This window comes from Luteimonas sp. A478 (assembly GCF_054052025.1).
In genome coordinates, this window is sequence record NZ_JBSVRF010000001.1 from 234,218 (window position 1) to 258,098 (window position 23,881).

At 62.1% G+C, this 23,881-nt stretch carries 25 protein-coding genes and 2 pseudogenes; 18 read left to right on the forward strand and 9 right to left on the reverse strand.

Annotation, left to right across the window (positions count from 1 at the left end; genetic code table 11):
- The first annotated feature begins 14 nt into the window (after nucleotides 1-14).
- The 6 genes and pseudogenes from ACW7G3_RS01125 to ACW7G3_RS01150 all read left to right on the forward strand — a co-directional run bounded on the left by ACW7G3_RS01125 (nucleotide 15) and on the right by ACW7G3_RS01150 (nucleotide 6,576).
- Nucleotides 15-1,052, forward strand: a complete 1,038-nt coding sequence (locus tag ACW7G3_RS01125; protein ID WP_456980684.1) for a sensor histidine kinase — start codon at nucleotides 15-17, stop codon at nucleotides 1,050-1,052.
- Between the two features lie 167 nt (nucleotides 1,053-1,219).
- Nucleotides 1,220-1,627 (forward strand): annotated as a pseudogene (locus tag ACW7G3_RS01130) (methylmalonyl-CoA mutase family protein); the annotation flags it as partial.
- A 39-nt stretch (nucleotides 1,628-1,666) separates the two neighbouring features.
- On the forward strand, nucleotides 1,667-2,521 hold the full coding sequence (locus ACW7G3_RS01135) for a DNA adenine methylase (RefSeq protein ID WP_456980685.1): 855 nt from the start codon (nucleotides 1,667-1,669) through the stop codon (nucleotides 2,519-2,521).
- Nucleotides 2,521-3,732: a metallophosphoesterase family protein gene (locus tag ACW7G3_RS01140; RefSeq protein ID WP_456980686.1), complete on the forward strand. Its 1,212-nt coding sequence runs from the start codon at nucleotides 2,521-2,523 to the stop codon at nucleotides 3,730-3,732. The genes ACW7G3_RS01135 and ACW7G3_RS01140 overlap by 1 nt, the downstream gene beginning before the upstream one ends.
- Nucleotides 3,729-5,546 (forward strand): ORC-CDC6 family AAA ATPase, encoded by a 1,818-nt coding sequence (locus ACW7G3_RS01145; protein ID WP_456980687.1) that lies wholly within the window; start codon nucleotides 3,729-3,731, stop codon nucleotides 5,544-5,546. The genes ACW7G3_RS01140 and ACW7G3_RS01145 overlap by 4 nt, the downstream gene beginning before the upstream one ends.
- Complete coding sequence (locus tag ACW7G3_RS01150; RefSeq protein WP_456980688.1) at nucleotides 5,533-6,576, forward strand: hypothetical protein; 1,044 nt, start codon at nucleotides 5,533-5,535, stop codon at nucleotides 6,574-6,576. Before ACW7G3_RS01145 ends, ACW7G3_RS01150 begins: the two co-directional genes overlap by 14 nt.
- A 413-nt stretch (nucleotides 6,577-6,989) precedes the next feature.
- On the opposite strand, the gene ACW7G3_RS01155 is transcribed toward ACW7G3_RS01150, so the two are convergent.
- The gene (locus ACW7G3_RS01155) at nucleotides 6,990-7,796 is read right to left on the reverse strand and encodes a DUF3883 domain-containing protein (RefSeq protein ID WP_456980689.1); all 807 of its coding nucleotides are present in this window, start codon (nucleotides 7,794-7,796) and stop codon (nucleotides 6,990-6,992) included.
- A gap of 161 nt (nucleotides 7,797-7,957) precedes the next feature.
- Here ACW7G3_RS01155 and ACW7G3_RS01160 point away from each other — a divergent pair, with 161 nt between their 5' ends.
- The gene (locus ACW7G3_RS01160) at nucleotides 7,958-8,326 is read left to right on the forward strand and encodes a hypothetical protein (protein WP_456980690.1); all 369 of its coding nucleotides are present in this window, start codon (nucleotides 7,958-7,960) and stop codon (nucleotides 8,324-8,326) included.
- 16 nt (nucleotides 8,327-8,342) lie between these two features.
- On the opposite strand, the gene ACW7G3_RS01165 is transcribed toward ACW7G3_RS01160, so the two are convergent.
- Together ACW7G3_RS01165 and ACW7G3_RS01170 are read right to left on the reverse strand one after the other, a co-directional pair.
- Entirely contained in the window at nucleotides 8,343-8,765 is a 423-nt protein-coding gene (locus tag ACW7G3_RS01165; protein ID WP_456980691.1) for a hypothetical protein, read from the reverse strand.
- On the reverse strand, nucleotides 8,762-9,472 hold the full coding sequence (locus ACW7G3_RS01170) for an SIMPL domain-containing protein (protein WP_456980693.1): 711 nt from the start codon (nucleotides 9,470-9,472) through the stop codon (nucleotides 8,762-8,764). Before ACW7G3_RS01170 ends, ACW7G3_RS01165 begins: the two co-directional genes overlap by 4 nt.
- An 88-nt stretch (nucleotides 9,473-9,560) precedes the next feature.
- On the opposite strand from ACW7G3_RS01170, the gene ACW7G3_RS01175 reads away from it, so the two are divergent.
- Nucleotides 9,561-9,746, forward strand: coding sequence for a hypothetical protein (locus ACW7G3_RS01175; protein WP_456980694.1), 186 nt, complete (start codon nucleotides 9,561-9,563; stop codon nucleotides 9,744-9,746).
- 31 nt (nucleotides 9,747-9,777) lie between these two features.
- Nucleotides 9,778-10,380, forward strand: a complete 603-nt coding sequence (locus tag ACW7G3_RS01180; RefSeq protein ID WP_456980696.1) for a hypothetical protein — start codon at nucleotides 9,778-9,780, stop codon at nucleotides 10,378-10,380.
- Nucleotides 10,381-10,710: 330 nt separating this feature from the next.
- Here the strand turns inward: ACW7G3_RS01180 and ACW7G3_RS01185 are convergent, their stop codons facing one another.
- Nucleotides 10,711-11,655, reverse strand: coding sequence for a DUF3293 domain-containing protein (locus tag ACW7G3_RS01185; RefSeq protein WP_456980697.1), 945 nt, complete (start codon nucleotides 11,653-11,655; stop codon nucleotides 10,711-10,713).
- 504 nt (nucleotides 11,656-12,159) lie between these two features.
- Here ACW7G3_RS01185 and ACW7G3_RS01190 point away from each other — a divergent pair.
- From ACW7G3_RS01190 to ACW7G3_RS01205, 4 genes are all read left to right on the forward strand, one after another.
- Entirely contained in the window at nucleotides 12,160-12,495 is a 336-nt protein-coding gene (locus ACW7G3_RS01190; protein WP_456971719.1) for a type II toxin-antitoxin system prevent-host-death family antitoxin, read from the forward strand.
- Nucleotides 12,496-12,498: 3 nt separating this feature from the next.
- Nucleotides 12,499-12,855 carry a hypothetical protein gene (locus ACW7G3_RS01195; RefSeq protein ID WP_456971721.1) on the forward strand — a complete coding sequence of 119 codons (357 nt, stop codon included), beginning with the start codon at nucleotides 12,499-12,501 and terminating at the stop codon, nucleotides 12,853-12,855.
- A gap of 149 nt (nucleotides 12,856-13,004) precedes the next feature.
- Nucleotides 13,005-13,880: an ABC transporter substrate-binding protein gene (locus ACW7G3_RS01200; RefSeq protein WP_456980698.1), complete on the forward strand. Its 876-nt coding sequence runs from the start codon at nucleotides 13,005-13,007 to the stop codon at nucleotides 13,878-13,880.
- Nucleotides 13,881-14,195: 315 nt separating this feature from the next.
- The gene (locus tag ACW7G3_RS01205) at nucleotides 14,196-14,690 is read left to right on the forward strand and encodes a BON domain-containing protein (protein ID WP_456971725.1); all 495 of its coding nucleotides are present in this window, start codon (nucleotides 14,196-14,198) and stop codon (nucleotides 14,688-14,690) included.
- Nucleotides 14,691-14,827: 137 nt separating this feature from the next.
- Here the strand turns inward: ACW7G3_RS01205 and ACW7G3_RS01210 are convergent.
- Nucleotides 14,828-15,007, reverse strand: a pseudogene (locus ACW7G3_RS01210) (Fic family protein); the annotation flags it as partial.
- Nucleotides 15,008-15,155: 148 nt separating this feature from the next.
- Here ACW7G3_RS01210 and ACW7G3_RS01215 point away from each other — a divergent pair.
- Both ACW7G3_RS01215 and ACW7G3_RS01220 read left to right on the forward strand, forming a co-directional pair.
- Nucleotides 15,156-15,746 (forward strand): NADPH-dependent FMN reductase, encoded by a 591-nt coding sequence (locus tag ACW7G3_RS01215; protein ID WP_456980699.1) that lies wholly within the window; start codon nucleotides 15,156-15,158, stop codon nucleotides 15,744-15,746.
- Between the two features lie 125 nt (nucleotides 15,747-15,871).
- Nucleotides 15,872-17,623: a hypothetical protein gene (locus ACW7G3_RS01220; RefSeq protein ID WP_456980700.1), complete on the forward strand. Its 1,752-nt coding sequence runs from the start codon at nucleotides 15,872-15,874 to the stop codon at nucleotides 17,621-17,623.
- A gap of 94 nt (nucleotides 17,624-17,717) precedes the next feature.
- Here the strand turns inward: ACW7G3_RS01220 and ACW7G3_RS01225 are convergent, their stop codons facing one another.
- Together ACW7G3_RS01225 and ACW7G3_RS01230 are read right to left on the reverse strand one after the other, a co-directional pair.
- The gene (locus ACW7G3_RS01225; RefSeq protein WP_456980701.1) at nucleotides 17,718-18,071 is read right to left on the reverse strand and encodes an addiction module antidote protein; all 354 of its coding nucleotides are present in this window, start codon (nucleotides 18,069-18,071) and stop codon (nucleotides 17,718-17,720) included.
- A 479-nt stretch (nucleotides 18,072-18,550) separates the two neighbouring features.
- The gene (locus ACW7G3_RS01230) at nucleotides 18,551-18,709 is read right to left on the reverse strand and encodes a hypothetical protein (RefSeq protein ID WP_456980702.1); all 159 of its coding nucleotides are present in this window, start codon (nucleotides 18,707-18,709) and stop codon (nucleotides 18,551-18,553) included.
- 37 nt (nucleotides 18,710-18,746) lie between these two features.
- Between ACW7G3_RS01230 and ACW7G3_RS01235 the strand changes: the two genes are divergently transcribed.
- Nucleotides 18,747-19,115, forward strand: coding sequence for a YajD family HNH nuclease (locus ACW7G3_RS01235; protein WP_456971731.1), 369 nt, complete (start codon nucleotides 18,747-18,749; stop codon nucleotides 19,113-19,115).
- Nucleotides 19,116-19,186: 71 nt separating this feature from the next.
- Nucleotides 19,187-20,026: a hypothetical protein gene (locus ACW7G3_RS01240; RefSeq protein ID WP_456980703.1), complete on the forward strand. Its 840-nt coding sequence runs from the start codon at nucleotides 19,187-19,189 to the stop codon at nucleotides 20,024-20,026.
- On the opposite strand, the gene ACW7G3_RS01245 is transcribed toward ACW7G3_RS01240, so the two are convergent.
- The gene (locus ACW7G3_RS01245; RefSeq protein ID WP_456971735.1) at nucleotides 19,936-20,385 is read right to left on the reverse strand and encodes a VOC family protein; all 450 of its coding nucleotides are present in this window, start codon (nucleotides 20,383-20,385) and stop codon (nucleotides 19,936-19,938) included. The two genes, ACW7G3_RS01240 and ACW7G3_RS01245, sit on opposite strands and share 91 nt — an antisense overlap.
- A gap of 156 nt (nucleotides 20,386-20,541) precedes the next feature.
- On the opposite strand from ACW7G3_RS01245, the gene ACW7G3_RS01250 reads away from it, so the two are divergent.
- On the forward strand, nucleotides 20,542-20,991 hold the full coding sequence (locus tag ACW7G3_RS01250; protein WP_456971737.1) for an RcnB family protein: 450 nt from the start codon (nucleotides 20,542-20,544) through the stop codon (nucleotides 20,989-20,991).
- 72 nt (nucleotides 20,992-21,063) lie between these two features.
- Here the strand turns inward: ACW7G3_RS01250 and ACW7G3_RS01255 are convergent, their stop codons facing one another.
- A complete protein-coding gene (locus ACW7G3_RS01255; RefSeq protein WP_456971739.1) occupies nucleotides 21,064-23,880 on the reverse strand; it encodes a cation-translocating P-type ATPase in 2,817 nt (938 codons plus the stop codon).
- Nucleotide 23,881: the final 1 nt, after the last annotated feature.

Genomic DNA, 23,881 nt, shown 5'->3' on the forward strand with positions numbered 1-23,881 from the left:
CCGCTGGTGGCCACATGAGCGGGCAGGACTCCCCTCCGCGTACCGCCGTGCCGAACCAGTCAATGGCCGAGCTGGAGGCCGACGCCGTGAAGTTGCGCGCGGAAGTCGCGGAACTGCGGTCCGAGCTCGCCGCCCTGCGCGGCCGCACGCCACTGCAGAGCGAGAGTGACGTGCTCCAAGCCAATGAAAAACTGGTCAAGGCCGCAATGCGGGCCCAGGCCGTCGCCGAGAACGCCGCAGCCATCCGGCGTACCCGCCAGGACGCCTCCCGGGCGCGCAGCGATGACCTGCAGCAAGCCAACAGCCAGCTGGTGACATCCGCCCTGCATGCACAGGCCCAGGAAGCGCAGGCACAGCAAGCGCACGCGCAGGCGCTCACCTCGATGGCGACGGCTGCGCACGAGCTGCGCAACCCGCTCTCGCCCATCAGGCTGGCGGCCGAAATGCTGGGCGAGGCACGCGGGGACCTGACCCGGTTTACCAAGCTGCGCGACATCATCGAAGACGAGGTCGTCCACATCGCCCGCCTGGTTGACGATCTACTCGACGGATCGCGGATGGCCAGCGGCAAGCTCAGCCTGGAGTGCGCGGACACCGCGCTTGCCCCAGTGCTGGAGACTGCCGTGGAGGCCTGTCGCCCGGCGATCGAATCGCGGCAGCAGCAACTGGTGGTCGAACTGCCGCCGGACGATGCCATGCCCCTGCACGCCGACCACACCCGCCTGGTACAGGTGTTCACCAACCTGCTCCACAACGCCTCCAAATACACCCCGGAGGGCGGCCGCATCCACCTGATCGCGGCCCGGACCCCCGGCGCGCTCACGGTCAGCATCCACGACACCGGCATCGGCATGACGGCCGACGCACTGCTTAATATCTTCGACATGTTCTTCCAGGACGCCGCCGCCGCCGTGCAGCGCCCCGGCGGGCTCGGCATCGGCCTGGCCATCGTGCGCGAGCTGGTCGAGGCGCATGGCGGGGCGGTGGTGGCCAGTAGCGATGGGGAAGGGCAGGGGAGCACGTTCGAGGTCACGTTGCCGGTGGGTGGCTGAGGGCTGGTTGGGGGCTGGTTGGGGCGGCTGGGCCTGCCGGCTAGTGTGTCGCCGGCCCAGGCCGGACCGGGTACCATCGAAACCCGGGCATGTGCCTTGGAATGTCCTGACGCCGCAACCTGAAAATGAGCCTGACCTTGCCTGCATTGTTCCCGCGCCTGTCCTTGGAAGAGAGCCTGTACTACGAGCACAAGAAGTACGACGGCAGCCTGCCGCTGGTGGGCGTGAACACCTTCCTGGGCAAGGACGGCGAAAGCGAAGTGGCTACCGAGATCGAGCTGATCCGCTCGACCGAAAGCGAGAAGGGCCAGCAGATCGAGAATGTCGGCCTTTGGCAGCAAAGCCGCAACTCGCTGGCGCCTGAAGGCGAGACCGACCATCATCACGTGGTGGAGGACGACGCGGCCGCCGCTACCGAATGGGGCAACGGCCACGGATTGGGGTACCTTCAGAAGACTGCGCGGGAGAGGCGCAACATGTTCGAAGCGCTGGTGGAGGCGGTCAAGACCCGCTCGCTGGGGCAGATCAGTCATGCGCTTTATGACGTGGGTGGCGAGTATCGGCGGAATATGTAAGGTGGCTGCCCATAAACGCCTAAGGGGGACAGAACGGGGATGACCACTCAACCGTCACGTGCGACGTCAAACAACTTTCCAAGGGCGAAGCCGTTTCTCCGGTGGGCAGGTAGCAAGCGTTTAATGTTGCCTACGCTGCGCGGATTCCTGCCCGATGAATACTGCAAATATATTGAGCCGTTCGCTGGTTCCGCATGCCTATTCTTCAGCGAAGCCCCGAGCGTCGGGGTTCTGGGTGACCTTAATCAGAATCTGATGGATATGTATCGTGCAGTCGCTCAGGACGCTCCTTTAGTTGCGTCGCGACTAAGTTCACTTCCCACAGGGAGCGAAGCCTACTACATAATTCGCAGCCGCTTTCTGACTGAGACTGATCCTATTACAAAAGCCGCCATTTTTGTGTATTTGAATCGGTTTTGCTTTAACGGGCTTTACCGAACCAATCTCAAAGGCCAGTTTAACGTTCCCTATGGCGCGCCTAGATCTGCCGCTGTCCCAACGTTGTCAGACCTGGTTTCCGCTTCGAAACACCTCAGCGCTGCGACCCTGCTATGTGGCGACTTTGAAAGCGTAGTTCGAGATAACGTCGGCCCCGGGGATTTTGTATATCTCGACCCTCCTTTTTACGTGTCTGAGCAGCGTGTTTTTCGGCAATACACCGCAACACCATTCGCACTACAGGACTTTGACCGTCTTATGGTGCTTTTGGATGACATCGATGCAGTGGGCGCCAAGTTTCTCATAAGCTACGCATACTCTGAAGACGCCGAGAAGGCCCTTCAGGGCTACCACATACGTACCGTTACAACGAGAAGGAATATCTCCGGCTTTCCGCAACATCGGGCGGCTGCGATAGAGCTTATTGCAAGCAACTACATTAATCAGGACGAGTAATGGTAAAGATTGCGGTAATTAGCGACCTTCATGTCGGCGAGGTGGCAAGAAGTCCCGAACTAAATCCATTCACTGATACCCCGGCTGACGGCTTTCTCGCGTCTTTTGAGGCCTTTGTCCATAACGCAGGGATAGAAGCGGATTTGCTGATTGTTCCAGGTGACATTAGCGATAAAGCACACCCGGAAGAGTACCGGCTAGCGGCTGATGTTATCAGACGAGTAGCCAGTGCGCTAAATGTTGATCACGATAAAGTTTACCCGGTGTTAGGTAATCATGACCTGAATTGGGCGCTGATTAACGCTATCGAGGGCGCCGGGTCCTTTGGGCTTGGGCTGCGCTTCGAGGCAGTCAAAAGTTCTGATTGGTTGAACTCAAGGCTAACCTCGTCGACTGAAGGTACTCAGACGGAGAGTCCGTACCTGTGCATCGACGAAACGGATGAGGCCTTTATTGTTCGCTACAATTCTGCGGAAGCTGATTTACCAAGCGTCCGACCACATCGTGGTGCGATTCAGCAAGAGCATCTCGAGGTTCTCCAAGAGAAACTCCGTGGCGCCATGCCACCGGAAGACAAGGTGAGATTGTTCGTGACTCACCATCACCCTCAGATTTACTCTGATCCTATCGCAGATTATCCAGACTTTAGCGCGCTGGTTAATGCAGAGAATCTGCTTGATCTTCTTCGAGAGTTCAATTTTGATCTTGTTGTCCATGGCCATAAGCACGTGCCGAAATTCTCAAGCAGCGTTCAATCCGGGAGGCGGGCGCTCTCCATACTCTGTGCTGGAAGTTTTTCTCGTTCGATAAGTACAGCGTGGACCGGCGTTGTTACGAATCAGTTTCACATGATCGAGACTTCAAATCGCGATGCAGAGACAGGATACTTGCGGGGTGAGGTAAAGAGTTGGGCATACCAGCCGCGTGCGTGGGTGCCAAGCAATCGTCAGTGGGCAGGAATTCGCCATCTTTCCCGGTTTGGTAGCTATCAGTCGAACGCTCAACTGACGGCCTGCATCCAATCAACACTTGGTCCGGAGCTGTTGCAACGATCGCTTGAATGGAATGATATCGTTCAGCTTCTTCCAGAACTAGAGTTCACGGATGTTGATGTTCTGATAGAGGCCTTGAATACGTTTGTCGCGAACAATTCGGCGATACTTCGGCTAGATAACGACGATCCGTCGACAATATTACTGGTGCGGCGATGATAGAAGAGTCTGGAGGTTCCCCTCGCAACCTTTTCGAGGTTGATAACGCAAGATATCTATCTACTAACGAAGTCGTCGAAACTTTCGTCGCTACAGATTCATTCTGGCGACTTCTCTCTGCGAAGAATCACATAGTACTAGGCGCCAGAGGGTCCGGTAAGACGGCGCTTCTCAGAATGCTGGCTCATAGCCACTTGTCTAGATATCGGGACTCTCGGGCACGGAGTGCTATAAAGTCGAGGTCGTTCATTGGGTTTTACTTACCGGCCAAGGCCGATTGGGTTGGTGGGCTCAAAAACAAAGCTTGGCTATCATCTAAGCAACGCGAAGAGATGTTTGCTTGGAGGTTAAATTTAGCTTCGTGCATAGCTCTGGCAAATGCTCTGAAAAGCTGTTTGGAATGTTACATCGAAGATCGCGTCGAAAGGATTCGCGTTGAACTCCGCCTGGCAACAGCTCTGGGTTCGGTTTGGCTGGATGGTGAGCCCAGAGAGCTGCAGAGAATCGACGACGTAATTCGAGAGCTTGAAGTCTTGGACTACGAAAAGCAGGTCCAGTCCATCAAGCTGGTGGCCCACCCGGAGGTGGTGCACGAGATCATCGGCCCTCAATTTCAGATAGAACTGTTCCAGCCGGTTAAGCGCGGAATTCGATTCGCGTCTGATTTGCTCTACATTCCAGACACCGCAGTATGGATGCTATGCCTTGATGAAGCTGAAGCCTTGGAAGAGTTTCATCATAGAATTATCAATAGCTACCTGAGGACGCATTCTGACAACTTGGTCTTCAAGGTCTCCACGACACCATATGGGCACAAAACCCTGGAAACAAACGTGGGGGCAGGTTTGAGTGTGGGGAATGATTTTGAGTACGTTTATATAGATGGAGACATGCAAGCGACTGAGGAAAAGGGGGGGGAGTATCCAACGAGAGAGGCTGCGATATTTTCGAAGCGCGCTAGTCAGTCTGGTGGTCAGTTTAAGTCGCTTAAGTTGAACGCCCTGCTTGGCGATTCTGTTTTATTGGATCACGGTCCTTTGACAGGCCCAGCTCTTCAAGCTGTGCTGGCCGGAGTGGCACAGTTCGGAGATGAGTCGCTTAAGGCTAGAGCTGAACAGCTTAGTGATGACCAGAGTAAATTCGGGAACGAGATTGGAAGGAAGATCCGAGGTGCTCTGATGTTGCGAGATGCTCGCCGTCAGATACGAGGGCAGGAAGAAATGGAGTTGTATAGCGGCACTAGGATGGTCATCAGGTGCTGCGATGGAAATCCTAGGCGTCTCATTCGTGTTTTCAATAAACTGCTTAGAGAAGGTGATTGGAAAAGACCTCTCCACGGAAGGCGGCTCGGGGTTAAGCCGATCAGTCAGCAAGCTCAAACTCGGATTCTGCGCGACTTTTCACTCAGTGTGCTTGCCCGCGTCCAAGGCGAACAGTACGTAGGGCGTGAGCTCCACGAAATGCTAAATGCTATCGGCGCATATATGTCGCACTTGCTCCATCAAGGGCGGCTAGGGTCGGATACGGTTTCGTCCATCCGAGTTAGTTCCGCCACCCCCGAAAATCTACGTGATTTGGTTAAGTCGGCTGTAGGCCTAGGGCTCTTGTATCCAAACGTGCATTCGAAGACGCCGGATGAAATGCCAGAGCGGGAAGGCGTCTTCCGACTTGCTTACGTGTTCGCTCCTCATTTTTACTTGCTGCCGCGGAGAGGGAAGTCGCGGCAACTGGAAGCAATGTTGGGCCGATTTGCTGATGATGAGCATCCTCGGCAATTTTCTATTTTCGATGAGGGCTCGGATGGAAATCATTAGGGTCAACGACTGGGGCTTGTCCGCAGTTTCTGCCGAACCGGTGGATGTGCTTGTCTGCGCAAGTGGTTACGAGCGTAGGTCGACATATCTGTTGGCCAAGCTGCAAAATTTCGACGTGCGAAAGGTGATTGTATTGGGCGCGGACGCCGGCAAAGATCACGAATGGCGAATGCAGAGCGATGATTTTTTTCGTCGCCGCGGTTTGAGTATTTCTGATATTGGCGACGATGAAGAGGTGGAGATCTTTCGTATCTTAAGGGACGAGATTCCCAGATTCGAAAACGTGAGGGTGCTTATTGATTATTCTTCGATGCCGCGGAAGTGGATAAATGGCATCGTGAATTACTTTAAGCTATGTGAAACACACCGCGGGGTTGAGGCATTTTTCAGCTATACGCCTGGGCGGCATGTTGGCCGAAGTGAATTGCCTAGCTACCCGGACTCGGATTATCAAGTTGCTAGTGTCGAATCGTTGGCAACTTTAGAGGGTGCGGCGATTCGTCAGCGCCAAACCCTTGCTATTGTCGGCCTTGGATTCGAGTGGATCGCTCCGTTCGCGGCGTGTGAGCTCATCGAGCCAGACGAGGTTCGTTGCTTTTACGGAGAGCCGGGATCGGTTCCTGAGTATGGTCAGGAAGCATTGCGCGTAAACGCGATGTTTTTGGAAGAGTTTAGTCGGGATGATCGTCCTTTGCCGATACCAGTTAACAGTGTTGAGTCCGTTTATCGCAATCTTGGTGAGTTGGCAGCACCTGCTTTGGTTGACCGGAACGTCTCGCTTATTCCACTCGGGCCAAAGACTCATATTTTAGGATGCATACTAATATCTAATAGGTTGAGGGAGCTGACTTGCGTTTATGTGAAAGGTGGGCGCGCGCTCCCGCAGCAGGTGGAAGCGGTATGTGATGGCGAAGTGGTTGTAACACGTGTCCATTTTTCGGCGGGGCAGTCGAGGGAGTTGATAGATGAGGAAGATGAGTTGTTGGACAAGTTTAGGCGTCAGTCGGAAATCGCAGCTGCTAGCCGTTAGCGGCGTTGGGAGTAGAGCAGAGCGATGACAAGACCTGCGGGTTTGCTAGGGGAGGTCTGAACAGCTCGCGCTGAGGCTGCAATCTCAGGCTTTTGCTGCGTTAGCAGCCTTGATCAAGCTAAGTTCGTGCCGATTTTTCGTGTTGGTGCGGGTTTCCCCGCATTTCAGGCGCAGCTATCCCAACGCCGGCAACAACTGCCGGCGCACCATCCAAAGATTCGACAGCGCGAACAGCGTAAGCACCTGCGACGTGTTCTTCGCCAATCTGTAATGACCCAGCGGTTTCTGCTCAGGTCAGACCTTCCTTAGTGCCGCGCTTGTTGCTCGCCCCCGCTCGCGGGAACGCCTTGTCGGAACGCAAGCTGCCCAACGTCCCTGTCTATGCTGGCTGACACTTGGAGCTAATCGGGTAGCTAGTCGACTAGCCGCGCCAGGTATGAAATCGCTTGCAGATCGCAAGAGGCGGGGATGGCGCCGGGAACCGCAAACACCCGCGGACGGTTTCGGAAGTCAAATACGCGGTACAGGTGGTAGGCCTCTGAATCCACCTCCGAACGCGCCACTTCGTTCCTGGTGACGTAGAACGGGGTGAGCTGACCGAACGTGTTGGTCTTAACCTCAATCAGGCGTTCGCGGCCGTCAGGCTCAAACGAAAGAACGTCATAGCCCAGTCCGTCGCCTTGGGTACGGGCCACGTGCTCGACGCGATTGGCAAGGTTCTTGATGCCCAGATCATGGAGGCGTCGGGTTTCGATTTCTGCAACGAAAAGCTCCCCGGCTTGTCCGAGAGAGCGGTTACGAGCTTCTTGCGCGAGGTAGTCCCGCTTAGCGGGAGAGAAACTGGGCTTGTAGTCAGCCGGATTCTGCCGAAGCTGCGCCACTTTCGGTTTGGGTACCCATACGTCCATGTGGTCTTCCACCTCCACGGTCGCGGCTGGACGTACTACAGCCGCCTCAGCAGCCGCGTGGACTCCCGGGTTCTGAGCGAGTTGCTCTTCGACGACCTCAAACAGCATCGCTTGGTAATTTGCCCGAGGCTTATAGCCATCAATGGGTGGGTAGCCGAGTTCAACCATCACCGCGCTTATGTTGGCATGCTTAAACTCCACTGACTGCCGGCTACGTCCATCCAGCAGGCGCATGAGGGCATTGGCATGTGCGGTCTTGCTGTACCGCTGGCCGTTGAGCTCCAGCGTCAGCATCCTGAGGTAGTCAGCCACGCAAGCTTCTACTTCTTCCCGACTCCAATGCGTTCGAGTTGCCATGCATTCCCCCTGATCTGAGCGGGCCCAGGGTAGCGCGTCGGGTCGCTGACCGGAATCGCAGCAGGTGCGACCCACGGTTCTTATTGTGAGTTCTCCAACTGCAAGGAGGAACGAAAATGAGCGGCGGTGCCAGCATCTTCGAATACATGTACCGCGATGGCGGCAACTTCAAGACCTTTGGCCAGCTGAGGTTGACGGGCTGGGACGAGCAGGCGGACGCCAAGGTCCGGCTTTGCCTTGAGCTCGATGGTCAGTTCGTCGCCGAGCAGGTCGGTGTGCCGTCGCTTTGCATGAAGCATTGGGAAGTGGTGGAAGACGGTCCTTCCGATCTGGACCATGCGTTCCATGAATTCGTCTGCTTGCGGCAGCCGAAGGACACTGACAGCGACCTGCCGGTGTGGGGCAGCTTGGACACCATGTTGGCTCGGATGCAGGGGGCAGCACGGCGGTGGGATGTGCGGTTGTCGCCCAACTGCGATCTGTAGGTGCGCGTGAATAGTGTTATCTGCAGGCCTCCATCACCTGCACCCAGCCATTCTCCACCCGCCGGAACCGCTTGCCGCCGATACAGCGCTCACCAGCTGCCAGCGGTCGGATCTCGGGCCGCGAGGGCGCTCGGGTAGCGGGTCGCTCCCGACGTCTGATCTGGTCAGCGTCCGGATTTCCACGGGGTTCCTGCCCGACCTGCTCTATGGCGGCCCCGAACTGCTTGAGGCCCTGATACAGCTCCCAGCGAGCGTAAAGCCCGGTCACGATGCTGTGCGCCAGCATCCCCAGAAACACGCCGAGTGCGATCTGCCACCACAGATCCCAGCCACGGTGCTCACTCTCGGGAAGCCGGTGCCGTGGAAGCGGGCGCCTGAATTCAACTTCGCTGAGGTCGATCGCGCCCAGAGTGGGCTCTTCGCGCGGCTGCCGGCTCACCGCCTGATCTCGAATACCGCCGACACCCGCTCGGTAAAGTCGATGCGCGGCTGCAGGTAGCGGCCGCTGTCCAGGCGCGAACCGGTGACGGTGACGCGGTCCAGCATTGTGTTGCCGTAGCCCTGGGCCTGCATGGAGTTGAGGCTGTTGATGCTGTAGACGGGGCCGAGACCGCCGCCAAAGGCTTCCGCCAGGCTGCCGGCCTTCTCCCGGGCATCGGCAACGGCGTGGGTGCGGGCCTGTTCGCGCAGGCGGGCTTCCTGGCTGGATTTGAAGCTGACTTCGCCCACGTCGGTGAACCCTGCCGCCAGGGCGGCATCAATCCACGCGCCCAGCCGTTCCAAGTCGTCCAGCCGCACTTTCACTTCGCGACTGGCCACGTAGGCAGGGGGCAAGCGGCGGTCGTTGCTGTCGAACTCCACTTCTTCGCGCAGGGAAAGATCTGAGGCGCTCATGTCGTCGTCGGCCACGTCGAAGTGGGGCGCCAGCTCCAGCAGCGCAGAAACGGCTCGGTCCACAACGCGCTTGGCTTCGCCGCCATCGGCCAAACGTTGGCGGGCAACCATGGTCACCAGGACCGAGTCGGGCGCCACGCTGACCAGGCCCTCGCCGTGCACCACCACATGCGGCGCGTCGGGTAGCGGGGTGCCGGCCAGCGCGGTGGAAAAAGAAAGGGAAAGCAGGGCAGCCAGGATCCATCTGCGCATCACGGTCTCCAACCGGCGCCGGAGATCCGGCAGATGCAATCTATGCGGGCGGGGGACTCCTTTCAATCAGCCGGCAAACAGATTCGGGGTGATGACCGGAAACGCCTATATCGACGCCGATGCGGAGTTCTACGTGGTGCCGGAGATGCAGAAAGCGGGGTCGCGTAAATACGCCACCTCGTCTACCGCATGGCAGGGCATCTTCTCTGCCATGACGTCGAAGCAGGTGGAAGCGATCGCAGACCAGATGTTGAAGGACATCGACTCACGCTGAGGGATGGTCCAACATGCCTGTCATGGCGCGATTGCTTGACCAGATCAGGGAGGCCGTGGCCGCTTTGAGGGGCGGCCCGACAGACCCGGCTTTGATCGGCGGCCTGGCCTTGGCGGCCCATCAGGTGGTCCGAGCTACGCAGGACGTCGATTTCCTCGTCGATGCTGACGATGCCGACCGTTTCCACGAGGTGATCCTTGGGCTGGGCTACACCTGCATCCATCGCAGCGGGGATGTCGCCAACTACGTCCGCGGCGATGAGGGGCTGGACCTGCTTTACGCCTATCGTCCCGTGGCGCGCAAGCTCCTGGAGCAGGCGGAAGTACGCGAGACCACGATGGGTCCTCTGCGCGTTATCAGCGTGGAAGGTCTGATCGCCTTCAAGCTCCAGGCGCATGTAAATGATCCGTCCAGGGGCCGCGATATCGACGACATGATCTCCTCGCAGAAGCCGGGCGGAGCTGATCAAGGCCCCGGGCCTGTCCTCGTCCGCGAGGGCGGCGCGCCGTATGCGCCGTGGCCGCGCGAGGATCCGTTTGTGGCGCTGTTTGAGCTGATGGAAGTCGTCGAGGCACTGTGCCCCGAGTGGCCCGTGCGCAAGCCCGATACCCGGCCAGGCAACTTCCTGCTCTGAGACCATCGCGCGGGTCGGTGCTCTGATCACGCGACCGCAATGGACAGGGCCGCATCCTGTAACGCCCCACGCGGCCCGGAGCCGCGACCGTCGCCATCCTCGCCACCGACGGCGTGGAGCAGGTGGATCTGGCAAGCCCGACGACCTGCCGGCGTTCTGCCGCAAGATCGTCGAGGAATTCGCCGAGGGGCGGCATCAACCGGAAGGCTGAGCCAGCTTGAACCGCCGGCGCGGCGCGACGCATTGACGTGGCTGGCCGCGTAGGTTGCGAGGAGAGAGGCTCATGATTACTCCCGACCAGACTAGGCTCTACCGCATCTCTTCGACATATCAACGCTCAAGGTGCGTGTCCGGGTGGTAAAGCAGCTCGGCGGGACGGCCGTGTTGCAGCAGGACGGCGGCGTGTTGTTCGTAATCGCAAAGCAGTCGGAGTTCCAGTTCGGGCGTTGTGCCGACGGCCAGCAAGCTTGCTTCCGGCAGCCATTCGCCGGCGGGGTCGCGTCCTTCGGCGGGTAGAGCAGCAAGGCCAAGGGACCGCATTGCCATATCCAGCAGGCCGTGGCGCAACTGATTCGCGGTTTCGCTACTCGCCTCGCTGAAGGGGTTACATGCCGACAGGAGCAGCGCCCGGCGGGCGTGGTGCGCGTCCATCAGTGCGTCAGCCGCCGGGGAGTGCTCGCCGATCCGGATGTCCAGGCCTGATCCAGCTTCTACGCTGTAGTGGGTGGCGCGATATGCCTGCTGCAACGCGGGGGACAGTGCGGGTGGATGGCGGTTGGCGATGCCTGGGAGTCGCAGGCGCGCGATCTCCAGCCGCGCCAATGTCTGTTGGTCTGGCAGCCCGATTCCTTCCGGTTTGCCTGCGGTGTACAGGGTGACGTGTGGGGGTACTGCTGGCAGGTCGGCCGACATCGCGAGGGACACCGCCTCCCGGAACGCGTTCAAGGAAGGTAAGTGCGCGTCCTCGATGAGTGAGAAGGCGTCGTGCGTGCCTGGCTTGCACAGTAGTCGTGCATCACCGGTGCGGTGGAGGATCCACTCCTGGTCCTTGAAAAGGCGCCGCACGCCGGCATAGCCAAGTGCATCTCGCGCCGCGTTCCCACAGGCTCGGTTCAGCACCGTGACGTGGCATTCGTCCTTGCGCTTCAACGTGGGCCCTTGCCAGGCAAGCGAGGGTGGCAGGCCGGTGAGGAATTGCTCAACGCGGAGCGGCAGCAACAGGCCACCGTCCGAGCGGAAACCGGGCCAGGTCAGGGTGGCGGACGGGCGAGTCATGTCCTCATCATGCCTCAGCGACCGGTGCGCCCCCCGCACTGGAGGTGGCTTATCGGCAACGCAAGGCGCTCCTGGCTTACCCTTTCAAAGTCGGCATGGAGCCGGCGGACCAACGACATCGCAGGGGGCATGTCATGGGACAGCATGTTGGCAGGGGCCGGGCGCAGATCCCGGTGGCTTGGATGCTCTTGGGCGGCCTGTTCGCTGTATCGCTGGTCGGCTGTGTCCAGCAGTCGAAAGAGAAATCAGCCGCAACTGCCAGCTTCAACCGGGCGAGCATGCCTTTATGCGGAGGCAGCGTCAGATGGATGTCATTCCAGATGATGTTCGCCGGCAACACCGGGCAGCGCAGCAGTCGATGCGGAACCGCGGTGAGGGCCGGGAGGCTCGTCGCGAGGAGACGCGACGCATTCTGGAGGCGACAACGCCGGAGATGTGAGGTCTGGATGGCAAAGAATAAGGGGATAGAATAATGTATTCGTGCATGTTTAACCGGAGCTATCCATGGCAATCACCTCGCAGGACATCGTACCCTTCAACAAGGCCCGGGCCGACCTGACCCGGCTGGCCGAGGAGGTCCGCGCCGGCCACGAAAAGATCATCACCCGCAATGGCGAGAGCTACGTGGCGCTGGTGGATGCCCGAAAGCTGGACTACTACCACCGGCTGGAGCGCGAAAAGCTGGCGCGAGCCAACGCCCAGTTGGGCCTGCTGAACGATGTGGCCGCCGGCTTGCAGGGTATCCGCAAGGGCAACCCGGGCATCCCGATGGAAGAGGCCAGGGCGCGCTCGCAGACGCGGCTGGACGCGGCCAAAGCCGCACGCAAGACGGACGCTTGACGCATGCGAGTCGTCCTGGCTGCGGCGTACGAGAGAAGGCTGGACGAGGCGGTGGAGTACCTGCTCAGCGTTGGCGCGGACGCCGCAGCGCAGGAGCTGCTGGGCCAGGCCTATGACGTCTTGCCAGATTTATTGGTGCAGTCGCCGCGCATCGGGCGCGAGTTCATCGCACGTCATCCTGAAGCGCCCGAAGTGATCGCCGCATGGTCAACGGTACGCGAGCTGTTGGGCGATGACATCGAGCTGCGCGAGTACATCTTCGACGATTATCTGGCGTTGTATGCCATCCATCGGGACTGCATCCATCTGCTGACGCTGCGCCATCACCGTCAATACGGGTTCAACTTCAGCGAAGCGTGAGATCAAGCAGGCAGCGCAGGCAGGGGAGTCTGGGCTGCCCAAGGCTGTTGCAGACAGCGGGGGCTCAGTAGCCCCGCTGCTTCTCCACCCGCGCAACTGGGGCTGCATGCGACAATCCGTCCCCCTTTCAAACCGCACTGATGCCCTCGATGAAACTCCAGCTGTCGCTTGAATGGTTCCTCAACCCCGACCACCTGCCGCTGATCGCGGGGATCGAGCTTGGCTGGTACCGCGATGCGGGTCTGGACTTGGAGCTGCTGGTTCCGGATGACCATTACGACGGCTTGGCCGAGACGGTTGCGGGCAAGGTGGCCTTTGCCTGCAACGAGCCGCTGCACATGATCGATGCGCATCGTCCGGGCCTGAAGGCGCTGGGATGCTTTTTCGAGACGGACGGCGGCATCCTGCTGCAGCGCGCAGCCGGCGAGCGCCTGCTGCGGGGCGAAGCGGTGCGGCTGGCGTCGCCGGTCGCGGGCGGGGTGACCGATGCGATCGCGGTGGAGATCCTGTCGCGCTGGTGCGCAGCCCGGGGCGCGGCGTTCGATCCCGCCCAGGTGCGGATCGAGGAGGCCGGCTTCGAGCACCTGGCCAACCTGCGCGCCGGCTACGACGGCGCCTGGCTATGCTTCGCCAACTTCGAGGGCGTGGAGGCGAAACTGGCGGGGTTGGATGCGGATTTCATCACCACCGGCGAGGTGGGCCTGCACAACTTCTCGGCACTGGAGCTGTTCACCTCCGCGGGCTTCCTGGCGCGGCACGGGGAGGTGGTGGAGACGGTGGTCGGGCTGGTCGGGCAGGGCGCCAGCTTGTGCCGCGATGATCCGGCGCAGGCCGCGGAGCTCTGGTACCGCTACAGCGGCACGCAGCCGACGGAACTGATGGACGCGATCATCGCCGACACCTGCCCGCGCCTGGTGGGTCCGGTGCGGCGCGAGGCTGCGCGCTGGCAGGGCATGTGGGAGCAGTTTGACCGGATGGGCCTGAGCCAGGTCGATCGCGAGGGCTACGCGGCGCTGTATTCCTGACCAAGCCGAACTCGTGCACCATCGCAACCGTAGTGCGCGGCGAACTCACCGCCTGATCTCGAACACCGCCGCCAAAGGTGTCCGCGAAGCTGCCGGCCTTCTCCCGCGCGTCAGCAACTGCGTGGGTGCCGGCCAGCGCGGCGGAAAAGGGAAGGGAAAGCGCTGACGAGTGGTCTGAGCGCAGGCCTGGCGGGACGCGGTTACTCCCCGGCTTGAAGCGCTCGGAAAACAATGGCTGAACGGGCTCAGAGCCTGTCACGCCTCATGTACAGAGGCCGTTTCACACTACCTGCTCCCCCAGTTGGAGCACCAGACATGAAGCCACTGATGACCCGCGTGCCGCTCGCGATTGCCTTGACGTCTGCACTGGCGTTTTCTGTGGGCTGCACAGACAACCGCGACGTGGATGACCGCACAGGCATGGAGACTCCCGCCGAGCGCGACGCGCAGCCGATGCCCTCCACCGGCGACGCGGCGCCCGGGACCCCCGCGGATCGGGACACGACCTTTGGCGAAGCCGTCGAGGATCGCACCACGGCTGACCGCATGGGCGATGGCCCGGATTCCGACCAGCCGGTCGATGACACCTGGATCACAACCAAGGTCAAGTCCTCGCTGCTTGCCGACTCCGACGTGTCCGGCCTGGATATCGAGGTCGAGACTGTTAACGGCGTCGTCACCCTTTCAGGACAGGTTGATGAGCAGATGCAGATCGATCGCGCAACGCAGATCGTGCGCGATATCGAGGGCGTAACCGACGTCCGTACAACGGCCCTGATCGTGGAAGCGGGCGGCAACGCCGACCGCTGAGACACGAGCTGGGTAGTCCTCAGTAGGGAACCGGCTAATCGCGCTCCAACCGCGCGAGGATTTTCGCGGCATGAAATACGCGATTCCTGCGTTGCTTCGGTTCTGTCAGGATAGCCTTCTGCTGCCAACATGACTGGCATAAGCAGGCGTCCGACGCGGCCGTTGCCGTCCACGAAGGGGTGGATGGTCCCGAACTGGGCGTGGGCGATGGCAATTTGCGCCACCGGCGAGAGCGTCCACTGCTCATCCTCCCGCGGCGTGTATTGAAGCATTGACGCTTCCAACTCCTCCATGCACGCATGAATCCTTGATGGGGGTGCGGGAACGAACGTACTTGTTTAACTCTATGAGGCTAGAGTTAAACAACAGCCTGCGCTGTTCAACCTTGCGGGTTCCAGGCATTGGCCCTGGAAGCTCAGGTTGGTGATGATCCAGCGCAGACACCGCCCCCTCGAAGGCAAGCTCATGTCCCAACGCATCCTGGTGTTCTACGGCTCGTATCGTTCCGACCGCATGGGCATTCGCCTGGCCAACTATTGCGTGCGCACGCTTCAGGCGCGCGGCATCGACGCCGAGTTGATCGATGCCAGGGCGGTCGGCCTGCCGATGCTGGACCGCATGTACAAGGAATATCCGGAGGGCAAGGCACCGGAGGCAATGGAAGCGCTGGCCGGCAAGATCCGCGGCGCCGATGGCTTCGTGTTCGTCACCGGCGAGTACAACTGGGGCATGCAGCCGGGCCTGAAGAACCTGACCGACCACTTCCTGGAGGAGTGGTTCTGGCGTCCCGCCGGTATCGTCAGCTATTCAGCCGGGCGCCTGGGCGGTGCGCGCGCGAATGCCGCCTGGCACGGCACCCTGTCGGAAATGGGCATGGTGGTGATCTCAAGCACGGTGGAAGTCGGACCGATTGCAAAGACCTTGGACGACCAGGGCCAACCTGTGGAAGCGGCGGGCAAATCGCTCGAACGCAGCTTTGCCCGCTTCGCGGATGACCTGACGTGGTGGGCCGAGGCCGCGCGTTTGCAGAAGGTGCGTCGGGCGCCACCGTATTGAGTTGTGAGGGAAACGGGCACCCCGAACATGTGTCCGCTGGCGGCGGTCCTTAGGGTTCGCCCCAGCTTTCGGGGCGCCCGGCCCGCGGATACCGTGGGGACAGCCCGCCCACGAGGTCCTTCGCGATGTCGATCACCCTTCATACCGGTGTCACCTCCCTGCTGTCCCCTCTGAACCTGCCGGCGAAAGCGCCCCCGGCGCTGCCCAGCGACCTGCAGGACAGTGGGCCCGTCTTTGACGCCGCCGCGCGGCTCGACGAGAAGTCCGATGCGGTCTTCGAGGCTGGCAATTACGCAGCAGGCGACACGGAGGCCTCGGGTAGCGATGCCGCGGCTTCGATGATCCACATGCAGCGCTGGGGTGGCGGCGACCAGGCAGCGCAGGCCCAGTTCTTCAACCAGCAGATCGAGGCCCACAAGGACGACCCGGAGTGGTTGGCCGAGTATTTCGGTGCGCTCGGGGAAGACCGGGTGGCTGACCTGATGCGGCTCTCGATCACTGCAACCGCGAATCCGTACGACCAGGGTGGCATGGTCATCAGCGGCAACGCCGATGCCCTCGGCTATTACCAGAACACCGTCGACAATCTGCGCACCGCCTTGGAGACGCTGGAAAAGAACGGCAATCTCACCCAGGCGGACATGACCGCCCTGTACAAGAGCCTGGATCTCGACACCAGCGACGGCAACATGTTCGGGCCGACGCTGGTGTCCGATCTGTTCGCCAAGAGCTCCCCGGAGGTGCAGGAGCTGTTCTTCAACGCGGCGATGGCCGAGGGCAACGACAACTCCGTGGCGATCGCGTCGCACGTGCTGGCGAGCATGCCGGTGGATGACCAGGCGCGGATCCTCGGCAACATGGACCAGCAGGAGCTCGACAGCTTCGTCGAAATGTCCATGAAGGGGCAGTTCGAAGCTCTCGATATACAGAAGTACTACGGCGACGGTGACACCCACAGCTTGGTGACCATTGGCGGGATGTCCGAAATCCTCGCCAATGCGAACGACGTGACGGTTTACTACCACGCGCAGGTGGCCGTTCCCGACTATCCGCCCCAGCTCCAGAAGGCCCTGTTCGACGCGACCGCAAGCGCGCTGACCAATCAGGATATCTTCGACAAGTTCACCGATGACGTGCAGTTCAAGGAAGAACTCGCCGTGCTGGCCCGCAAGGAGCACGATGACTTCCTGGACAGGGCGTTGAATGCCGACGGTGGCCCGCATGGAGAGGACCTGGGCAGCACCACCCGGGACGAGTACTCCAAGGTGCTGGAGATGACGCTGTTCACGCCGCCGCTGCCCGACAGCGCCGAGGGCCTGCTGCGTCACATCGACGGCCGGTTCATGGAGATCGGCGACGACCTGGCGAACATGGATGATGCCGCATTCGAGGACAAGTACGGCCGCAACCGGGGTGCCATGGCAGCTGCCTTCGGCCAGATGACCGGTGTGTTCTTCGAGGCGCTTGATTCGGGCCTGACCCGCGTCAAGGACGATGCGGACAAGGCTGCCGAGATCATGGACCCGCTGTTCAAGCTGATTGACTTCGGCGTCGGCAAGGGCCTGTCGAAGGCCGGCCCGATCGGGGCCGTCCTGTCAAAGGCGCTGGATATGTCGGGTGCCTCGACCGAGGTGAAGAACGACATCAAGGAGATGATCAGGAACGGGCACATCGCGGAGGCGATCCAGGAGATGAAGGATCACGGCGTGGACCTGTCGGAGCTGGGCGAGGAACTCTACGAACACATGAGCGATAACGTGCTGCCGAACCGGACCGAGCCCAACGGGACGTACCAGGGCCCGAACGGAGATGTCTCCATCAAGGACGCCTGGCAGAACGGCTATGACTTCGTCCAGGGCGCTCCGACGACCAATTGAGATACCAAGCGGGCTCTCCCCGCTCGCCACTGACGGATCAGCCGGTGCACCGCCGGGGCGGTGTCCACGGCCCAGCCCAGGTGCGGTCCTCACCTCAAGCTTGCTGCTGCCGTCCAGGCTGTGGGCTGCTGGAACGGGGCGAAGGCGCTACTGAGAGTCGGAGACCGAACGCGGAGAGGATGGCCGTCAGCGTGTCGAGGCGCGGATTACCCTTCTCGGAAAGCGTGCGATAGAGGGTTTCCCGGCTCAGCCCGGTACGTGCGGCCAGGGCGGTCATGCCGCCCATCGCTTCGGCCACGGTACGCAAGGCGATCGGCAACGCCCGTAGATCGCCGTCTTCCAGCACGGATTCAAGATAGCCGGCGATATCGGTTTCGTCGCGCAGGTATGCGCTCGCCTTGAAGGGTCTGCTCGCTGCGGCGGACTTTGTAGTCTTGCCAGTACTCATGCGCCTTCTCTATGTCTCGTTGCTGGGATCGCTTGTCGCCACCGCACAGCAGTAGCACCAGGTGGGACCCATCCTGTCCGCAGTAGACGCGATCCGGGCCCGTGATCGATACGCAGCTCGAAGATTCCGTTGCCAGCGGCTTTCCAGTCGCCGCGCAATCCAGCGCGGACGCGGTCGAGCCGTCCGAGGATGCGGTTGCGAGCCCGCTGGTCCCTTAGGGCGGCCAACCAGTCCCCGAATGGGCAGGACCCATCCGGAGTGAGGTATTCGCGGACTTCAATGTCCGTCACTGTAGCCAAAAGGCTACGTTTGGGGTTGGTAGCTCCATGGCGTAACCAGACTGTCGGATCCAGCAGGTCGACAACGGCCTCGTTTCCAGCCGAAAGCCCGACGACCTGCCGGCGTTCTGCCGCAAGATCGTCGAGGAATTCGCGGAAGGGCGCTACTGATCCGCGGCCGGACGGAACTGCCAAGCCAGGTCAGTCCTGCGCTGGCGCTCCGTCCTCACCGGAAAAGGTGTTCACCATCCACGGCACGCCAAACCGGTCCACCAGCGCCCCGTAGCCCGGCGACCAGAAGGCCTGGCCGTTAGCCGCACGTAATCTGGGGGCACGGGCATTGGGCGGTGACTGCTTCAAGGCATATGCTGTCTGCTGCTGGAGCTGGACTTGCGCCATGACCACCCCCAATCACGCCAAGCTCGACCGCATCGTCGCCGAAGCCCGCCGCAGCGCCGACGAGCGCGCCAAGGGTTACCGCGAGCGGGCGCTGAAAATGTACCCGTGGATCTGCGGCCGCTGCGCGCGCGAGTTCACCCGCGCCAACCTGCGCGAGCTGACGGTCCACCACCGCAACCACAACCACGACGACAACCCGGCCGACGGCAGCAACTGGGAGCTGCTGTGCGTGTACTGCCACGACAACGAGCACTCGCGCCAGATTGATCACACCGGCGTGGGCGCCGGCAACGCAGAGGACGCGCCTGCCGCGTCAACATCCACGCCGTTTGCCGGCCTGGCGTCGCTGCTCAAACGGGACCCTTGATGCGCCCGGGTTCGCCGGCGACTTCAATCCGGGGGCGTTCCAGGAGGCAGTGGATGACGGACCAGCGTGGGATGACCGTGCGACCGATGCTTTTCTTGTTGATGCTGGCGGCCGGCGCCGGTGATGCGGCCGGGTTCAGCTGCAACGCATGTGATGTGAAGGCGAGCGAGGTGGAGCGCTGTCGGCGCATTGATCCGGCTGAATATTCGACGGGGATGCTGTTCAATCCGCCCGGGATGAAGACGACGTACAAGCGTTCCACCTGCCTGTACTCCCTGGCACGCGAGTACAGGGATGAATCACTCTGCGAGGAGGTCAGGGAGCGCAAGTCGCTGTTCTTCGATGGCTCCGCGATCACGCGCGAGAACTGCGAACAGCGCGTGCGCGAGGTGATGGCGGGCGATCCGGAGGTAGTCATTGCCGACGTCAAGCGGTTGGCCGACGTGCGGTGGTTCCGCAACGGGAACGGCAGGGATTTTGACGTGCACGTGAGAACATCCGGCTCCTATGCGCACAGGTATGAGCTGACGGTGCTGATGCTGGATAAGGCCGGCGCGCCCGGCCAGGTCCTTTGGCGCAATGAGTACGGTAGGCGGGCTGTAGACCAGCGGCTCCAGGTCCGGATCCCCGAGCCTGACATGGCCGCGGCGGCTGCCGCGCTTGGACTGCAGCCTCCTTACCGTTTCCGGGTCACCTTCGCGCTGGTTGAGCCGACCCTGGCGGAAGTGGAGCAGTTCGCGGCGATGTCGCCTGGGGAGAGGGAAAGCAGCGTGGAACAGGTGTTCGACCCGTACGCCCTGGCAAGCGCGCTGGAGAGGATCTACTCGATGATCTCCTCCGGCTGCCATCCCTCTTGCGGAATGGTATTCACCATCCACGGCACCCCGAACCGGTCCACCAGGGCGCCATAGCCGGGCGACCAGAAGGTCTCGGCGAAGGGCATCGCCTCGCGGCCCCCTTCGGCGAGCTGCTGGTACCAGCGCCGTGCTTGATCGATGTCATCGGTATGCAGGGTGACGTCGAAGCCGTTCTTGGGTTTTTCGATGTTGGGGGCCCATTCCAGGTCCATGTCGGCGCCCATCAGCGCCTGGTCGCCGACTTCCAGCCAGCAGTGCATCATCCAGTCCTTCATTTTCTCCGGCACTTCCATGTCCGACGGGCCTTCGCCGTAGGGGAACGCGGCGGTGATCTTTCCGCCCAGGACACGGGCGTAGAACTCGAACGCTTCCCGGCATTGGCCTTGGAAGCTCAGGCTGGTGACGATCTTCATGACGTAGCCCTCGTGGTTGCGTTGACGGGAGACAAGGTCTACCGCGCCGGCCGTTAGCTGCGCGTAATCGGGTTGCTAATGATCCGCCGCGGTGGGCTCCAGTTCCGTTCAGGCGCCGCCGCTTAAGGTCGACTTGTCCCTTTCCTGGAGCACGCCATGAAGACGCTGTTGATTGCAGGTGCGCTGGCGACCTTCGCCTTGTCCGGCAGCGCTTTTGCCGACGATCCTCGCAAAGAGATGCGCAAGGCACACGCGGAGGCGCAGCGCGAGTACGAGAAGGATCGCCGCGAAGCCATCCGCGAATACGAGAAGGATCGGCGCGAGTATGAAAAGGATCGTCGCAAGGCGATGCGGGAGGCGGCCAAGGACCGCCGTGAGGCCGAACGCGAGTGGCGCAAGGATGAGCGCAGGTACCGCCGTTGGGCGCGTGGCGAGTATGTTCCGCGCGAGTATCTGGCCGACCGCTACTACGTGCGCGATTACCAGTATTACGACCTGGCACCACCGCCGGAGGGGTACCAGTGGGTGCGTCCCTACCGGGAAGATGACACCTATTACCTCGTGCAGCTGGCGACGGGCCTGATCACGAGCATTTTGGACGACTGAGCGGACCCTGCCGGCAATGTGCAGGGTGACGACCAGGTTGTCGGCGTTGGCGCGTGGCGCGGCTTCACTTGATCAACGCTTACCGGTGGCCGCTACGCGCGCATCCCTGCTTCGCAGCACCAGCTTGCGCAGTTCGTCATACCAGAGCACAGCGCTTCCCATGGCGAAACATCCCAGCCACTGGCCGCCATCAAGCGGCACGGTTCCGAAGGCGGTGTTGAGCGCGGGCAGGTGAACCACCGCCACCTGCAACAGCGCCGACAGGGCGATGGCTGCCCACAACCAGGCGTTGGTGAACAGCGCGTGGAAGGCACTGGTGGTGTCCGAGCGCGCGTTGAAACAGTTGAACAGCTGGGCGAACACCAGGGTGGTGAAGGCGGCGGTGCGCGCGTTGTCCAGGCTGCGGTCGCCCTGGATCATGCCGCCGGGCAGGTACATGTCCAGCGTCAGCAGAGTGGCCACCGCCATTACCAGGCCGATCTGTAGCACGCCCGACCACATGCGTCCGTTGATCACACGATCGGTCATGCGCCGCGGGGGGCGCGCCATGACGTTGTCCGAGGTCGGATCCACGCCCATCGCCAACGCCGGTCCGGTATCGGTGACCAGGTTGATCCACAGGATCTGGGTTGCCAGCAGCGGCAGCACCAGGGCGTCGTCGGCCCCGCCCAAGCCGATCACGCCGGACAGCACCACGCCCAGGAACACGGTGAGGACCTCGCCCATGTTGGACGACAGCAGATAGCGCAGGAACTTGCGGATGTTGTCGAAGATGCCGCGGCCTTCGCGGGCGGCCTCGACGATGGTGGCGAAGTTGTCGTCGGTCAGGATCATGTCCGCCGCCTCCTTGCTCACCTGGGTGCCGGTGATGCCCATTGCCACGCCGATGTCGGCCGATTTCAACGCCGGCGCGTCGTTGATGCCGTCGCCGGTCATCGCCACCACGTTGCCCCGGGCCTGCAGCGCGTCGACGATGCGCAGTTTGTGGCGCGGCGCGACGCGCGCGAACACCGAAGTGCGGCGCACCGCGTCGACGAATCCGGCGTCGTCCAGCGCATCGAGGTCGTTGCCGGACAGGGCGCCTCCGTCGCCGCTGATGCCCAGCTCGACAGCGATGCGCGCAGCGGTATCGGGGTGGTCGCCGGTGATCATCACCACGCGGATGCCGGCGCGCTGCGCCTCGGCGATGGCCACCGCCGCCTCTTCGCGCGGCGGGTCGATGATGCCAACGGTGCCGACCCAGGCGAGCCCGCGCTCGAGTTCCTCGTCCGCGGCATCCTCTTCGCCCGGGGCCAGCGAGCGGTCGGCGACGCCAATCGTGCGCAGCGCGTCGCCGGCCATCGCCGCCACGTCGCCGAGGATGCGCGTGCGCATCTCCGGGTCCAGTGCCAGCACCTCCGTGCCGACCCGCACATGGGTGCAGCGCTCGAGCAGCACGTCGGGCGCGCCCTTGGCGATCAATCTCCGGGCGTCGCCCTGCGCGTGGTCGATCTCGATGGTCGACATCATCTTGCGCTCGGACGAGAAGGGGATCTCGCGCACCTGGTCGAAGCGGCTGCTGCGGTGCTCGTGCAGGCCGAGCTTGCGTTCAGCGACCAGGAAGGCGGCTTCGGTCGGGTCGCCCTGGATCTCCCAGGTGCCGTCTTCGCCGCGGCGCAGCTGTGCGTTGTTGGCCAGGCTGCCGCCGCTCAGCACCAGGGCGCCTTCGGCGCGCTGTTCCGGGGAGGGCTCCGCACCACCGTCGGCGACCATCCCGCCCTCGGGCACGTAGCCCACGCCGGTGATGTGGACCATGCCGGAGGCGGTTGCCACCCGCTGGATGGTCATTTCCGATCGGGTCAGGGTGCCGGTCTTGTCGGTGCAGATCACCGAGGCGGAGCCCAGCGTTTCCACCGACGACAGGCGCTTCACGATCGCCCGCCGCTTCGCCATGCGCTGCACGCCCAGCGCCAGCACCAGCGACAGGATCGCGGGCAGGCCCTCGGGCACGGCCGCCACCGCCAGCGCCACGCCCAGCAGCAGGACGGTGACCGCGCCCTGCAGGTTGTTGATGTCGGCGACCACGAACAGCGTGGCCATCACCACCATGGCCACCACCACCATGCCGATGCCCAGCATCCGGCTCAGGCGCCCGACTTCGCGCTGCAGCGGGGTCTGCTGCTTTTCTGAAGCATCGAGCATGCCGGCGATGCTGCCCATTTCCGTGGCCATGCCGGTGGCGGTGACCAGCCCGCGGCCGGTGCCCTGGCCGACCGAGGTGCCCTTGAATGCCATCGAACTGCGTTCGGCCAGCGTGGTGTCGGCGGGCAGCACTGCAGTGGTCTTGGTGACCGGCGCGCTTTCGCCGGTGAGCGAGGCCTCCTGCACGCTCAGCACGGCGACCTGGAACAGGCGCGCGTCGGCGCCGACGGCATCACCTTCGGCCAGCAGCAGCACATCGCCGGGCACCAGCTCGCGGCTGGGGATGCGCTGCACGATACCGTCGCGCAGCACCGACGAGGTGACCTGGGTCATCTTCGCCAGCGCCGCCACCGCGCTGGACGCTTTGGCTTCCTGCACGAAGCCCAGCACGGCGTTGAGCACCACGATTACTGCGATCACCAGCGCATCCACCGGCCAGCCCGTTGCGCCCTCCGCCCACCAGGCCACGGCCGAGATCACGATGGCGATGATCAGCAGGAAGACCAGCGGGTCGCGGAACTGTGCCAGGAGGCGTTGCCAGGCCGGCACCGGGGGCGTGCCGGCCAACACGTTGGGGCCGTGCAGGGCCAGTCGCCGGGTGGCTTCGGCCGTGTCCAGGCCGGCCTCGGGATCGGTCCGGAGCCTGTTGGCCAGGTCATCGGCCGTGGCAGCCCATGGCGCCGGGGGGAGCTGTTCGCTGGCGTCCATT